The sequence below is a fragment of the Bacillus basilensis genome, from assembly GCF_050630465.1.
In the GTDB taxonomy this organism is placed as follows: Bacteria; Bacillota; Bacilli; order Bacillales; family Bacillaceae_G; genus Bacillus_A; species Bacillus_A basilensis.
Genome location: NZ_JBNTQO010000011.1, coordinates 46,325 through 60,016, shown reverse-complemented (window position 1 = coordinate 60,016; position 13,692 = coordinate 46,325). Strand labels below are relative to the sequence as shown.

At 38.5% G+C, this 13,692-nt stretch carries 18 protein-coding genes; all 18 read right to left on the bottom strand.

Annotated features, from left to right (window positions below):
* Nucleotides 1-30 precede the first annotated feature (30 nt).
* Nucleotides 31-822, bottom strand: coding sequence for a DUF975 family protein (locus tag ACQVV1_RS19610; protein ID WP_242254232.1), 792 nt, complete (start codon nucleotides 820-822; stop codon nucleotides 31-33).
* A 131-nt stretch (nucleotides 823-953) separates the two neighbouring features.
* On the bottom strand, nucleotides 954-1,355 hold the full coding sequence (atpC, locus tag ACQVV1_RS19605; protein ID WP_060487972.1) for a F0F1 ATP synthase subunit epsilon: 402 nt from the start codon (nucleotides 1,353-1,355) through the stop codon (nucleotides 954-956).
* Between the two features lie 20 nt (nucleotides 1,356-1,375).
* Nucleotides 1,376-2,785, bottom strand: coding sequence for a F0F1 ATP synthase subunit beta (gene atpD / locus ACQVV1_RS19600; protein ID WP_242254230.1), 1,410 nt, complete (start codon nucleotides 2,783-2,785; stop codon nucleotides 1,376-1,378).
* 187 nt (nucleotides 2,786-2,972) lie between these two features.
* Entirely contained in the window at nucleotides 2,973-3,833 is an 861-nt protein-coding gene (atpG, locus tag ACQVV1_RS19595; RefSeq protein WP_063222513.1) for a F0F1 ATP synthase subunit gamma, read from the bottom strand.
* A gap of 211 nt (nucleotides 3,834-4,044) precedes the next feature.
* Entirely contained in the window at nucleotides 4,045-5,553 is a 1,509-nt protein-coding gene (gene atpA / locus ACQVV1_RS19590; protein WP_063222514.1) for a F0F1 ATP synthase subunit alpha, read from the bottom strand.
* Between the two features lie 11 nt (nucleotides 5,554-5,564).
* Nucleotides 5,565-6,107, bottom strand: a complete 543-nt coding sequence (gene atpH / locus ACQVV1_RS19585) for a F0F1 ATP synthase subunit delta (protein WP_000064683.1) — start codon at nucleotides 6,105-6,107, stop codon at nucleotides 5,565-5,567.
* Nucleotides 6,104-6,610 carry a F0F1 ATP synthase subunit B gene (gene atpF, locus ACQVV1_RS19580; protein ID WP_001142618.1) on the bottom strand — a complete coding sequence of 169 codons (507 nt, stop codon included), beginning with the start codon at nucleotides 6,608-6,610 and terminating at the stop codon, nucleotides 6,104-6,106. The genes atpH and atpF overlap by 4 nt, the downstream gene beginning before the upstream one ends.
* Before the next feature lie 127 nt (nucleotides 6,611-6,737).
* The gene (gene atpE, locus ACQVV1_RS19575; RefSeq protein ID WP_000052064.1) at nucleotides 6,738-6,956 is read right to left on the bottom strand and encodes a F0F1 ATP synthase subunit C; all 219 of its coding nucleotides are present in this window, start codon (nucleotides 6,954-6,956) and stop codon (nucleotides 6,738-6,740) included.
* Between the two features lie 56 nt (nucleotides 6,957-7,012).
* Nucleotides 7,013-7,732 carry a F0F1 ATP synthase subunit A gene (gene atpB / locus ACQVV1_RS19570; protein WP_060632954.1) on the bottom strand — a complete coding sequence of 240 codons (720 nt, stop codon included), beginning with the start codon at nucleotides 7,730-7,732 and terminating at the stop codon, nucleotides 7,013-7,015.
* 7 nt (nucleotides 7,733-7,739) lie between these two features.
* Nucleotides 7,740-8,132: an ATP synthase subunit I gene (locus tag ACQVV1_RS19565; RefSeq protein WP_000567600.1), complete on the bottom strand. Its 393-nt coding sequence runs from the start codon at nucleotides 8,130-8,132 to the stop codon at nucleotides 7,740-7,742.
* The gene (locus tag ACQVV1_RS19560; protein ID WP_001171223.1) at nucleotides 8,132-8,356 is read right to left on the bottom strand and encodes an AtpZ/AtpI family protein; all 225 of its coding nucleotides are present in this window, start codon (nucleotides 8,354-8,356) and stop codon (nucleotides 8,132-8,134) included. Before ACQVV1_RS19560 ends, ACQVV1_RS19565 begins: the two co-directional genes overlap by 1 nt.
* Before the next feature lie 26 nt (nucleotides 8,357-8,382).
* A complete protein-coding gene (locus ACQVV1_RS19555; protein WP_242254228.1) occupies nucleotides 8,383-8,496 on the bottom strand; it encodes a DUF4024 domain-containing protein in 114 nt (37 codons plus the stop codon).
* A gap of 372 nt (nucleotides 8,497-8,868) precedes the next feature.
* On the bottom strand, nucleotides 8,869-9,498 hold the full coding sequence (upp, locus tag ACQVV1_RS19550) for a uracil phosphoribosyltransferase (RefSeq protein ID WP_000517539.1): 630 nt from the start codon (nucleotides 9,496-9,498) through the stop codon (nucleotides 8,869-8,871).
* A gap of 273 nt (nucleotides 9,499-9,771) precedes the next feature.
* A complete protein-coding gene (gene glyA, locus ACQVV1_RS19545; protein ID WP_242254226.1) occupies nucleotides 9,772-11,013 on the bottom strand; it encodes a serine hydroxymethyltransferase in 1,242 nt (413 codons plus the stop codon).
* A 228-nt stretch (nucleotides 11,014-11,241) separates the two neighbouring features.
* Nucleotides 11,242-11,859 carry a TIGR01440 family protein gene (locus ACQVV1_RS19540; RefSeq protein WP_242254224.1) on the bottom strand — a complete coding sequence of 206 codons (618 nt, stop codon included), beginning with the start codon at nucleotides 11,857-11,859 and terminating at the stop codon, nucleotides 11,242-11,244.
* Between the two features lie 21 nt (nucleotides 11,860-11,880).
* A complete protein-coding gene (rpiB, locus tag ACQVV1_RS19535) occupies nucleotides 11,881-12,324 on the bottom strand; it encodes a ribose 5-phosphate isomerase B (protein WP_242254214.1) in 444 nt (147 codons plus the stop codon).
* A gap of 96 nt (nucleotides 12,325-12,420) precedes the next feature.
* Complete coding sequence (locus ACQVV1_RS19530; RefSeq protein ID WP_242254206.1) at nucleotides 12,421-12,861, bottom strand: low molecular weight protein arginine phosphatase; 441 nt, start codon at nucleotides 12,859-12,861, stop codon at nucleotides 12,421-12,423.
* Nucleotides 12,862-13,107: 246 nt separating this feature from the next.
* On the bottom strand, nucleotides 13,108-13,605 hold the full coding sequence (locus ACQVV1_RS19525) for a PTS sugar transporter subunit IIA (protein ID WP_063222518.1): 498 nt from the start codon (nucleotides 13,603-13,605) through the stop codon (nucleotides 13,108-13,110).
* Nucleotides 13,606-13,692 lie beyond the last annotated feature (87 nt).

The window sequence follows — 13,692 nt, the reverse complement described above, 5'->3', positions numbered from 1 at the left end:
TAATAACTCTATTAGTATAGCATGTTCCTACTACAATTCATCTTTTGAAATATAGCGATAAAAATGCGCTGTCGTTGTACTCACATACGGGCTAAGCCAAAGAAAACCTATTCCAAGAGTTAAAATCGCTAAAATACCCCATCCTATAAAACTAAGCCATAAAAGAAACAAATCTAACTTATGTCCCTTCATAAGATGCTTACTTTCTTTCATCGCTTGTGACACACTATACTCTGGATTTTCAACCATTACATAATACGTCATCGCATATGCAAAATAAAGAATGACCATTACAACAAACGAAATAGCTAATAAAATAAAGAAAACAATTATAAATGATGGATTTGCATTCTCATCAAGAAAACCTAATATCCCAAATACAATCGTTCCTAACATCGGAACCCATGTACCTGTATATAATAAAATTGCGAGCATAGCCCACATCGTTTTCATCATTCTTTTAAAGCCACGAAATCCTTCAAATAAATAATCCACTCTAGCGTCTTCCCGTTTACTTATTTGTAGAAACACATTCGTATAACCATATGTGGTAATGCCATAAGCCGCATAACTTAAAATTATCATAAGACAGTAAAAAAACCCAAACGTAATAGCAGCTCCAATTGACATCACGTCTTCTTCCATCGAACCAGTTGAAATAGACGCTAAAAGAAATATTATAACTCCTGGAATTAATAGTATAAGCATTACAGCCATTGAAACGACGTAACTTAAAATATGATATAAAATCGTTGTTCCAACACCTAGCCCCCATTTTCCTTTTAAAGAGTGCAATGCTTCTCGTTTCATTTCACCGATCATTTCTTCATCCCCTTTATAAATTGTTGTCTATTCTCTACTTATACAAGCATCAATATAATTATACCATTTTTGTAAAATTATCCATAAACTACATAAAAAAATCCGTAAAGGCAAAGCCTTTACGGATTTTTTTATTTCATATCAGAAACGTTTAAACGGTTCACGGCACGTTGTAATGCCATTTCTGCACGTTTAAAGTCAACATGTGCTTGTTTATCTTGCATACGTTGCTCAGCGCGACGCTTCGCTTCATTTGCACGATGGATATCGATATGGTTTGCTTCTTCAGCAGATGATGATAATACAGTTACTTTATCTGGACGAACTTCGATAAAGCCACCGCTTACTGCTACATAATCAGTGTGTCCACCATGTTTCAGACGAACTGCACTAATTTTTAACGGTGCAACAGTTGGAATGTGACCTGGTAAGATCCCCATTTCCCCACTCTCTGCTTTTACACTTACCATTTCTACTTCTTTTTCGTAAACCGGTCCATCAGGAGTTACAATACTGACTGGAAATGTCTTCATACTTCGTCCCTCCTAAGGCCTTACGCCATCATTTTCTTCGCGTTTTCAATAACTTCTTCAATGCCACCAACTAAACGGAATGCATCTTCTGGAAGGTCATCATATTTTCCTTCTAGAATTTCTTTGAAACCACTAACTGTATTTTTTACAGGTACATAAGAACCCTTTTGACCTGTAAACTGCTCAGCTACGTGGAAGTTTTGAGATAAGAAGAATTGAATACGACGAGCACGATGTACAACTAACTTATCTTCTTCAGATAACTCATCCATACCTAAGATAGCGATGATATCTTGAAGCTCTTTGTAACGTTGTAAAGTTTGCTGTACTTGACGAGCCACTTCATAATGCTCTTCTCCTACGATTTCTGGCGAAAGTGCACGAGATGTAGATGCTAATGGATCTACGGCTGGGTAAATACCCATTTGTGTTAAACGACGCTCTAAGTTTGTTGTTGCATCTAAGTGAGCGAACGTTGTAGCTGGTGCTGGGTCAGTATAGTCATCGGCTGGTACATATACCGCTTGGATAGACGTGATAGACCCTTTATTTGTAGATGTAATACGCTCTTGTAATTGACCCATTTCTGTTGCAAGTGTTGGTTGGTAACCTACCGCAGATGGCATACGACCAAGAAGGGCAGATACTTCAGAACCCGCTTGCGTGAAACGGAAGATGTTATCGATGAACAATAGTACGTCTTGTCCTTGCTCATCACGGAAATGCTCAGCCATTGTTAAACCTGTTAATGCAACACGTTGACGTGCTCCAGGTGGCTCGTTCATTTGTCCGAATACCATCGCAGTTTTCTTGATTACGCCAGAATCGCTCATTTCGTGGTATAAGTCATTACCCTCACGAGTACGCTCACCTACACCAGCGAATACAGAGATACCACCGTGCTCTTGTGCGATGTTGTTAATTAATTCCTGAATTAATACTGTTTTACCTACACCGGCACCACCGAATAGACCGATTTTACCACCCTTAATGTAAGGAGCAAGTAAGTCTACTACTTTAATACCAGTTTCAAGAATTTCTACTTTAGTAGATAATTCTTCGAATGCAGGTGCTTGACGGTGAATTGGATCACGGTGTACATCCGCAGGAAGTTCACCATCTAAGTCAATTGCATCACCTAATACGTTGAATACACGACCAAGTGTTGCATCACCAACTGGTACAGAGATTGCTTTACCAGTATCTTCTACTTCTGTGCCACGAACAAGTCCATCTGTGGAAGACATCGCAACTGTACGAACTGTGTCATCACCTAAATGAAGTGCAACTTCAAATGTTAAGTTAATGCTTGCTCCGTTTTCGTTGCTTTGTTTTACCGTAAGGGCGTTGTAGATTTCTGGTAGCTTTCCGCCATCAAACTTAACGTCTACAACCGGACCCATGATTTGCGTAACGCGCCCTTTATTCATCGGGTTCCCTCCTAGCTTTCTTTTAATTAGCCAGCTTTCTAAGAGAAGTCGGCTTTTAATTTTTTATTAGTTTAGCTTATGCGACTCTTTTGACAGAGCCGCTTCCACTTTTTATTGAATCTAGCTCCGGTGGCTAGAAGGGTCGGTCATTTCACCCTTCTGAGCAAGCCACCTACGCTTTTTAATACTATTCTAACGCTGCCGCTCCACCAACGATTTCCGTAATTTCTTGTGTAATCGCTGCTTGACGTGCACGGTTGAATGAAAGTGTAAGTGAATCGATAACTTCCATTGCGTTGTCTGTAGCACTCTTCATTGCTGTCATACGCGCCGCGTGCTCACTTGCTTTACCGTCTAGTAATGCACCGTACACTAAGCTTTCTGCGTATTGTGGCAATAGTACTTTTAAAATTTCTTCTTCAGAAGGTTCGAATTCATAAGCTGTCGTCGGTTTATCAGACGCCACATCAGTAAGCGGTAAAATTTTATTTTCCGTTACTTCTTGTGAAATTTTACTTACGTAATGGTTGTAGTAAATGTACAGCTCATCATAAGCACCATCTGCGAACATCGCAATTGCTCGAGAAGCAAGATCTTTAATATCAGTAAATGATGGGTGGTCAGATAATCCAACTACTTCATCAATGATGTTAAAGCCGCGACGTTTTAAATAATCACGTCCTAGTCGTCCAAGCACAATAATTGAATATTGGTTTGAATCCATATTATGACGTTCACGAACTACGTTACTTACCGTACGTAATACGTTACTGTTATAACCACCTGCTAGTCCGCGATCAGATGTAATAACGATGTATCCTGTACGCTTTACAGGACGCGCATTTAGCATTGGATGATTAATTCCTTTACTTCCTTGCGCAATGCTCGCTACTACTTCTTGAATCTTTTCCATATACGGAACGAAAGATTTAGCATTTTGCTCTGCACGGTTTAACTTAGATGCAGATACCATCTCCATCGCTTTCGTAATTTGACTCGTTTTCTTTGTCGAGGTAATCTTCGCTTTTATATCGCGTAAAGATGCCACAGGTTTTCACCACCTTTTTTCCGGAAGTTGGCACGATTAGTAAGAATCCTCTTCCTAATCTACGTTGCAAGATATTCTTGCTCATGATTGAAGGAAAAGAATAGGTGCACCTACTCTTTTCCTTTACATAACCGTCAGCAATCTCAAAGCCTGAGATGCCTTTTATATATTATCTAGCTTCGGCGGCTTGTACGAGCCGCTTACGCTTTTATTATTCAGAAGCTACGAATACTTTTTTAAATCCGTTAATTGCTGCTGCAAATTTGTCGTCATCCGCAAGTTTCTTAGTTGTGCGGATTTCTTCTAATAAGTCAGTCGCATTAGAATCTAACCAAGCATGGAATTCTTCTTCGAAACGAGTGATATCTACTACTGGGATATCATCTAGGAATCCACGTGTTAAAGCGTAAAGAATGATAACTTGTTTCTCTACACGTAACGGTTTGTGTAATCCTTGTTTTAATACCTCAACTGTACGAGCACCACGGTTTAGTTTCGCTTGAGTTGCTTTATCAAGGTCAGAACCGAACTGAGCGAACGCTTCTAACTCACGGTAAGATGCAAGGTCAAGACGAAGTGTACCTGATACTTTACTCATTGCTTTAATCTGAGCAGATCCACCTACACGAGATACAGAAGTACCCGCATCGATTGCTGGACGTACGCCAGAGAAGAATAGGTCAGATTGTAAGAAGATTTGTCCATCCGTAATAGAGATTACGTTTGTTGGGATGTATGCTGAAACGTCCCCTGCTTGTGTTTCGATGAAAGGTAGTGCAGTTAAAGAACCGCCGCCTCTTGCATCACTTAATTTTGCTGCACGCTCTAATAAGCGAGAATGTAAGTAGAATACATCCCCTGGATAAGCTTCACGACCTGGAGGACGACGTAATAGTAATGACAGCTCACGGTAAGCCGCTGCTTGTTTTGATAAGTCATCATATACTACTAATACGTGTTTACCATTGTACATGAACTCTTCACCCATTGTTACACCAGCATAAGGAGCTAAGTATAATAATGGAGCTGGTTGAGAAGCAGATGCAGTTACAACGATTGTGTAATCTAATGCACCGTGCTTACGTAGTGTTTCTACTACGTTACGTACAGTTGATTCTTTTTGTCCGATAGCTACATAGATACAAATCATATCTTCATCTTTTTGGTTAATGATTGTATCAAGTGCAACTGCTGTTTTACCTGTTTGGCGGTCACCGATGATTAACTCACGTTGTCCACGGCCAATTGGTACAAGAGCATCGATCGCTTTAATACCTGTTTGAAGTGGTTCATGAACAGATTTACGATCCATTACACCTGGTGCTGGACTTTCGATTGGACGAGTGTTTGTTGTATTGATTGGGCCTAAACCATCAACTGGTTGACCTAATGGGTTTACAACACGACCGATTAGTTCTTTTCCTACTGGTACTTGCATGATGCGACCAGTACGACGAACTTCGTCACCTTCACGGATTTCTGTGTAAGGTCCTAAAATGATAATACCTACGTTGTTTTCCTCTAAGTTTTGTGCTAGCCCCATAACGCCGTTAGAGAACTCTACAAGTTCACCAGCCATAACGTTATCAAGACCATGAGCACGCGCGATACCGTCACCAACTTGGATAACTGTACCAACATCACTAACTTCGATTTCAGACTGATAGTTCTCGATTTGTTGCTTTATCAGTGCGCTAATTTCTTCAGCTCTGATGCTCATGTGCTTCACCCCTATCTATTCTTCATTAATTCACGCTGAATACGTGCTAATTTTCCTTGTAAACTTCCATCATAAATGCGATTTCCAATACGTACTTTAATCCCGCCTAGTAAATCTTCATCTACAACATTTTTTACGCGAATTGCATCTTTTCCCGTTCTCTTTGCAAATGCTTCTGCAATGTTAAGCTTCTCTTCTTCTGATAGAAGACGAGTAGAATATACAGTTGCGTCCGCTACGTTACGTTCTTCATTAGCAAGAACAACATATTCATCTGCAATTTCAGGTAAGATATCAATACGTTTGTTATCAATTAAAATATATAACGTATTTAAAATAGATTCAGAAACAGATCCGAATACGTTTGCAAGAAACGTTTTCTTCTGCTCTTTTGAAATGTTCGGTTGCGTTAAAAAGCTATGTAGTTCTCCGTTCTTTACATAAACGTTTTGTACAAGGCGTAATTCCTCTTCAAACATTTCTAATACGTGTTTTTCTTTAGCAATTTTAAAAAGAGCGACAGCATAACGTTTTGCTACAATCCCATTGCTCATCGCGCTTCTCCTACTTCTTTAATATAATCGCGAATTAACTTCACTTGATCTTCTTCTTTTAATTCTTTTTCAATTACTTTAGAAGCAATTTGAACAGATAAAGAAGCAACTTGTTCTTGTAAAGCAGCAATCGCTTGCTCTTTTTCGCGTTGAATTTCTTGTACAGCAGATGCTTTAATTGATTCTGCTTCTTCTTTCGCAGCAGCAACAATAACATCTTTTTGATCTACAGCTTGTTTTTTCGCTCTTTCGATTAACTCTTGTGCTTCAACACGTGATTGTTTTAACATTTCACGTTGTTCTTCTACTAACTTCTTCGCTTCAGCGTTACTTCTTTCTGCAGCATCGATTTCATTAGTAACATGCTCTTCACGTTCTTTCATAATTCCCATTAAAGGACCCCACGCAAATTTGCGTAGCATTACTAATAGAAGTAAGAAAATGAACAATGTATAAGCAATCGTTCCAAATGGAATGGCAGCCCCTAATAATAAAGTTGGCACAAGGATTCACTCCCTTCAAAATATCTAAATTGATCATATGAAAAAAAAAGACATACGTTTCGTCATAAAGCAATGGCGAAGAAAGTTCAAAAAACACTCTTCGCCATCTATGTAAGGGGAGTCTCCCTTATTTGTTCATTACGATGAAAGCAATAACTACACCGATGATTGGAAGTGCCTCAACTAAAGCAACCCCGATGAACATAATTGTTTGAAGTGCGCCTTTTAATTCTGGTTGACGAGCAACACCTTCGATTGTACGTGATACGATAAGACCGTTACCAATACCTGCACCTAATGCTGATAAACCAATTGCAATTGCAGCTGCGATTACACCTAAACTCATTTAATTTGTCCTCCTTTGTATTATAAAAAAATAAATTTTTTCTTACTTAAATTATATTAATGGTCATGGCTTACTTTATGGGCCATATAAACCATCGTTAACATTACGAAAATAAACGACTGGATTGAACCAACGAATACGCTGAATCCCATCCATGCTAACATCGGTACAAGCGCACCTAATGCTCCAAGGACTGTCGTCCCGCCTAACTTAGCAAGTAATCCTAATAAGATTTCACCTGCATAAATGTTACCGAATAAACGGAGACCTAACGTTAATGTGTTAGCAAACTCCTCAATAACCTTTAATGGGAATAAGAATTTCATAGGTTGGAAATAACCTTTAACGTATTCTTTCGTACCCTTCATCTTAATTCCATAATAATGGGTGAGGGTAACTACCATCACGGCTAATGTTAATGTAACTGCTGGATCAGACGTTGGTGATCTCCACCATGCAATATGTTCGCCAGCCTCAACTGTTGAATACATGAATGGTAAACCAAGGAAGTTCGATACGATGATAAACATGATAAGCGTAACGCCAAGCGTTAAGAATCGTCCACCTGTTTTCCAGTCCATCGTACTATTGATAATCCCTTTCACGAAGTCAAACACCCATTCCATGAAATTTTGCATTCCTGTTGGGCGAAGAGCTAAACTGCGAGTTCCAATAACAGCGATTACGAAAACAATAACTGCTGCTACAGTAACCATCATCACTGATGACAAATCGAACGTTAAACCTAGAAATTCAACTAATTTACCGTGTTCCACTAGTAATTCACCTCTCTTCCCTGCTCTTATACTCTAAATAAAGAAAATCTATGATCATGACAAGGTATCCTGTCAGCAATCCTACACCTAGGCCCCACATCGCAATTAACTCTTGATATTTGGCTGCAAATAAAATTAATAATCCAATCGTCGCGAACCTTGAATATGTACTTACCGCTGTTGCTTTAAACTTCACGTTTTCTCCATTTGTCACGCGATCTAATAGCTTGTCTGTTCTACGTGCAATGATGCGCAAACTAAGAAAACTGAAAATCGTTCCGATAATCAGCCCAAGAAATACATCCTTGTAAGAGGTGAATCCCCATCCTAGCACTAGAAGCGCAAGCAAGTAGTACATATATTTCTTTTGTCTTTGGACAAGTCCATGTACGTCTATCATCATTGCTCTCCCGAATAGTAATGTCGAATGAGTCGAATCATTGCGTATACCCCTGTTCCTAACCCGAGTAATAACCCTATAATAAGAAACAATGGAAACGTTCCAACCTTATTATCAATCCACTGCCCACCAAAGATTCCAACAAGAATAGAACCGACTAACTGAGCAAGAATACCTGACATTAAAGCATAAGCTTTTATATGGCTGCGATCGTTTTTTTGCAAGGATTCATCCCTCCAATATGTAACCCTCATTCACGATGTGTTAATAATAACTCATTTTTTTGCATAAATCCTATACAAAATAAAAAGTTTACATTTTCGTCACGGAATGGATGTAATTTTGTCACTGAAAGCCCTACCATCTATCCCCGTTGTTAGCATACAATAGGGTATTAACAGTGTCAACGAGAAATCGTAAAAAATCAAAAAATTTGAGTATTAGTCATTTCCTCCCAAAAATGAAAACGTTCCCCTTCTAAATACTGGTTAGAGATATGCAATTTCTAACAGTTTTCTCTTTATAATAGAAGGGAATGTTCACAAGTTTGTCACTATTATATTTTTAAGATATAACGCTTTTCTTCCATAATATAGTGCTCTTTAGACGTAAGACTTCTATATTATATGTGATGTGTATGCAACTTATGTTGTATATACTATGTATATTTATCCCCCTCCCCTACCTCAGCGAGGCGCAAAAAAAACGAGAGGGGAATCCCCTCTCGTCAGTTGTCTTACTTCGTTCCGAATAAACGGTCACCAGCATCACCAAGACCCGGTACTACATATCCGTGGTCATTTAATTTCTCATCTAATGCTGCTACATAAATATCAACATCAGGATGTTCTTCTTGTACTACTTTTACTCCTTCTGGAGCTGCAACGATACACATTAATTTAATTTGTTTTGCACCGCGCTTTTTCAGAGAGTTAATTGCTTCAGCCGCAGAACCACCTGTTGCTAGCATCGGATCTAGTACGATAAAGTCACGCTCTTCTACATCCGTTGGAAGTTTCACATAGTATTCTACCGGTTGCAATGTTTTAGGGTCACGGTATAAACCAACGTGTCCTACTTTTGCTGCTGGAATTAATTTCAGAATTCCATCAACCATGCCTAAACCTGCACGTAAAATCGGAATTAAACCAAGTTTTTTACCAGCGATCACTTTTGTTGTCGCTTTGCTTACAGGTGTTTCAATTTCAATGTCTTTAAGTGGAAGATCGCGAGTAATTTCGAAAGCCATTAAGCTTGCTACTTCGTCCACTAATTCACGAAAATCTTTCGTACCTGTATTCTTATCGCGAATATATGTAATCTTATGTTGAATTAACGGGTGATCAAATACATACAGTTTTCCCATGTGAATCTCTCCTTTAGATGATATTCATGCGTTTGCACGCTTTTTTACACTATTTACGATTGTAAAGAAAACGCTACTAATATTCAAGGGCAAATTTGGCAAAATCATGATTTTACAATGAATCTATCTAGTATCTTTACCAATTATGGGAGCTGTATCCTTCATTATATCGCCAAAATTTATTCATCATTTGTATACATACTTAAAGAACAATATATGTCCAAAAAAAAAGACTGCCAAAACAATTACGTCTCAGCAGTCTTCTTTAATCTATTATAGATCTGTGTACATTGGGAATTTGCTCGTTAGCGCTTCTACACGCTTACGTGCTTCTTCTAATGCAGCTTCATTTTCATGATTTTTTAATGTATAAGCAATAAGTGACGCAATTTCATCCATTTCTTCTAAACCGAAACCACGAGATGTTACAGCTGCCGTACCGATACGTACACCGCTTGTTACAAATGGGCTTGCTGTTTCAAATGGAATTGTATTTTTGTTCACTGTAATACCAACTTCATCTAATACGTGCTCTGCTACTTTACCTGTGATTTCTAAGTTACGAACATCAATTAAAATTAAATGATTATCTGTTCCTCCAGAAACAAGTGTAAGTCCTTCTTTTTGAAGGCCTTCAGCTAAGCGATTCGCATTATTAATGATATTTTGTGCATATGTTTTAAACTCATCTTGTAGTGTCTCACCAAATGCAACAGCTTTTGCGGCAATTACATGCATAAGTGGACCACCTTGAATACCAGGGAAGATTGATTTATCAATTTGTTTTGCAAATTGCTCTTCACATAAAATCATACCACCACGTGGACCACGTAATGTTTTATGTGTTGTCGTTGTAACGAAATGTGCATGTGGTACTGGGTTTGGATGTAAACCAGCAGCTACTAAACCAGCGATATGTGCCATATCAACCATAAAGTATGCACCCACTTCATCTGCAATCTCACGGAATCGTTTGAAATCGATAACACGAGGATATGCACTTGCACCTGCAACGATTAATTTTGGTTTATGTTCTTTCGCTTTTGCTAATACATCATCGTAATTAATACGGTGAGATTCAGCATCCACGCCATATTCTACGAAATTATATTGTACTCCACTGAAGTTAACAGGGCTTCCGTGTGTTAAGTGACCACCATGAGATAAATTCATACCAAGTACTGTATCGCCTTGCTCTAAAATCGTGAAGTATACTGCCATGTTCGCTTGCGCACCAGAATGTGGTTGAACATTTACATGCTCTGCACCAAAAATTTCTTTCGCGCGATCACGTGCGATATCTTCTACTATGTCTACGTGCTCGCAGCCACCATAGTAACGTTTTCCAGGATATCCTTCAGCATACTTATTCGTTAAAACAGAACCTTGCGCCTCCATTACTGCTTCACTTACGAAGTTTTCCGAAGCAATTAACTCAATCTTTGAACGCTGTCTTCCTAGTTCTGCCTCAATTGCAGCAAATACCTTTTCATCTTGACGTTTTAAATGATCCACCAAAATCCCCCTTTTCTGAACGAATTACATCGATTCCCAATAGTTTTTTCTCATTTATTCAGAAAAAACGAAAATTCAGGTTGTAATTCTTTCGAACCTTCATGTTTTCAACTACATTCTAACATGACTTTCTATATCATAAAAGAAAAAAAAGACCGAAAATCGGTCTTTTCTTTCTTCTATGATAAAATCAGACAACATACCTCGTTCATAGGATAAAGTGCAACTTTAACGGCAAATGCTAGTCTCTTCAGCTGTCGCATAAACAGCACGTGCTCCACCAATTAGTTTTCCACGTGTTGTTGCCATCGTTACATGCGCACTTCCAATTTCCTTCACACTTGTACGAACCGGAACAGCTACATGCTTTAAATGCATACCGATAAATGTATCACCAATATCCATTCCCGCATCCGCTTTAATAAACTCAATTACTACCGGATCTTTCAAATTATGATAAGCATATGTTGCTAATGCACCACCTGCTGATCTAACAGGCGTAACTGTTACAATTTCAAATTGATATTTCATTGCCAACTCTCTCTCAACTACTAAAGCACGGTTTAAATGCTCACAACATTGAAACGCCAACTCAATACCTGTTTGCTCTTGAAATTGTTTTAACTCAGAAAAAATCGCCTCTGCTACTTCCATCGTTCCTGATGTTCCAATTCTCTCTCCTAGCACTTCGCTCGTACTACACCCAACTACAAAAATTTGACCACTTTGTAATGAAGCTTGTTCTTGGAAATCAGAAAGCGAAATTTGTAGCTGTTCTCTTACCTTTACGATTTCTGTCATTACGCCTCTTCCTTTCACAGGTTGGTTCACCAAATTATATTTCATACTACTTCTAGTTAGAATCTATTACTTTGCTTCGTATGTTTTAATTTTTCCTACGCGGTTTTCGTGACGGCCACCTTCATAGTCAGTTGTTAACCAAATTTTTGCGATATCACGAGCTAGACCAGCACCAATTACACGCTCGCCCATTGCTAACATGTTAGTGTCATTATGCTCTCTCGTTGCTCTCGCGCTGAAAGTATCATGAACTAACGCACAACGAATACCATTTACTTTGTTTGCAGCAATTGACATACCGATGCCTGTCCCACAAACTAAAATACCACGATCTACTTCGCCATTCGCTACCATTTCCGCTGCTGGAAACGCAAAATCAGGGTAATCAACAGAACCAGCTTCACATTCACAACCTAAATCAATATATTCAACATTTAACTCTTCTAATAAACTTACAAGTTCTTTACGGATATTCATACCGCCGTGATCAGATGCTACTACTACTTTCATTTTTACCCCTCCAAAGTTTCAATCCATTATCTTCATTTCTCACTCGATACCTTAAGGGTACGAAGTGATCTCCAATATCGTATTATACACGAAACATCAACCTTCTGAATGTTTTTTCAGTAAAGTTTGTACAAGTTTTTCCATCTCTTCTAACGTTTCTTTATAAGTAGAAAGTGAACCGCCAAATGGATCTGAAATATCTTTACTTATCCCCTCAGTTACTCCATATAATGTATCCACTTTCTTTTCAACGCTCGGATAATGTCCAAGGACAATTTGCCTATGATTTTCCGTCATTGTTACTACAATATCAGCCCAATCAAGCAAAGCTTCGTTTACTTGCTGCGCGGCATGATCGATTGCAATTCCCTTTTCAGCTAAAGCTTCCTTTGCATATACCGACGCATCACTTCCAGGATAGGCGAAAACACCAGCAGATTGCACTTCAAACTTACCTTCTCCATGATGACGAAGTAACGCTTCAGCCATCGGGCTACGGCATGTATTTCCAGTACAAATAAATAACACTCGTTTCATCCAAACCCACCCCTTTTCTTCTTTTCCTACCTTTTATCATAACGTACATAAGAATAGAACAAAAGAAATGTGAATATACAAAAGGCGCATTTCTCTTATATTTTTTCTAAGAAAAATGCGCCTTATCCACATATATGTGAAACCCTATTTCCAAGTGCCTAGAGTATTTTAACATACATAGTAATCGTACTACAAAATAAAATAAGGAATCCATTTCATACGAAACGGATCCCTCTTATACAATAATTATTTCATTGTAACTTTCATTACTTCTGTTGAACCTTTTGTAGCTGTTACGCCTACAGTTGTCTTAATAGAATCAGCTGCATCTGTGTTTGTAATAACGATTGGAGTAATTGTGCTTTTCGCTTTTTCACGAATTAATTCTAAGTCGAATGAGATTAATTTATCTCCAGCTTTTACAGCTTGGCCTTCAGAAACGTGAGCTTCGAAACCTTCGCCTTCCATTTTTACAGTTTCTAATCCAACGTGGATTAAAATTTCTGTACCGTTTTTCGCTTTAATTCCGATAGCATGTTTTGTGTGGAATAATTGTACGATTTCACCATCAACTGGAGATACAACTACACCTTCAGTAGGATCGATTGCAACACCGTCACCCATCATACGACCTGCGAATACTGGATCTGGTACTTCTTCAATATTTTTCACTGCTCCAGTTAATGGAGCTACGATTGTTTCTTCATTTGTTTTTGAACCAAGACCGAATAATTTTTTAAACATAGGATAGTCCTCCTTATAATTTACCTAAAAGTTTATAGGGCAATCCCTAGTAAAGATCGGGATACATGTAAGACTTCATACTTCGAA

Excerpts from the sequence above, each read along its gene's own strand:
- ACQVV1_RS19610 (WP_242254232.1), bottom strand. The coding sequence starts at position 822 with ATGATCGGTGAAATGAAACGAGAAGCATTGCACTCTTTAAAAGGAAAA.
- ACQVV1_RS19530 (WP_242254206.1), bottom strand. The coding sequence starts at position 12,861 with ATGAAACGAGTGTTATTTATTTGTACTGGAAATACATGCCGTAGCCCG.
- atpD (WP_242254230.1), bottom strand. The coding sequence starts at position 2,785 with ATGAATAAAGGGCGCGTTACGCAAATCATGGGTCCGGTTGTAGACGTT.
- ACQVV1_RS19565 (WP_000567600.1), bottom strand. The coding sequence starts at position 8,132 with ATGATAGACGTACATGGACTTGTCCAAAGACAAAAGAAATATATGTAC.
- upp (WP_000517539.1), bottom strand. The coding sequence starts at position 9,498 with ATGGGAAAACTGTATGTATTTGATCACCCGTTAATTCAACATAAGATT.
- ACQVV1_RS19540 (WP_242254224.1), bottom strand. The coding sequence starts at position 11,859 with ATGAAATATAATTTGGTGAACCAACCTGTGAAAGGAAGAGGCGTAATG.
- atpC (WP_060487972.1), bottom strand. The coding sequence starts at position 1,355 with ATGAAGACATTTCCAGTCAGTATTGTAACTCCTGATGGACCGGTTTAC.
- ACQVV1_RS19525 (WP_063222518.1), bottom strand. The coding sequence starts at position 13,605 with ATGTTTAAAAAATTATTCGGTCTTGGTTCAAAAACAAATGAAGAAACA.
- rpiB (WP_242254214.1), bottom strand. The coding sequence starts at position 12,324 with ATGAAAGTAGTAGTAGCATCTGATCACGGCGGTATGAATATCCGTAAA.
- ACQVV1_RS19555 (WP_242254228.1), bottom strand. The coding sequence starts at position 8,496 with ATGGTAGGGCTTTCAGTGACAAAATTACATCCATTCCGTGACGAAAAT.
- atpE (WP_000052064.1), bottom strand. The coding sequence starts at position 6,956 with ATGAGTTTAGGTGTAATCGCAGCTGCAATTGCAATTGGTTTATCAGCA.
- atpA (WP_063222514.1), bottom strand. The coding sequence starts at position 5,553 with ATGAGCATCAGAGCTGAAGAAATTAGCGCACTGATAAAGCAACAAATC.
- atpH (WP_000064683.1), bottom strand. The coding sequence starts at position 6,107 with ATGAGCAATGGGATTGTAGCAAAACGTTATGCTGTCGCTCTTTTTAAA.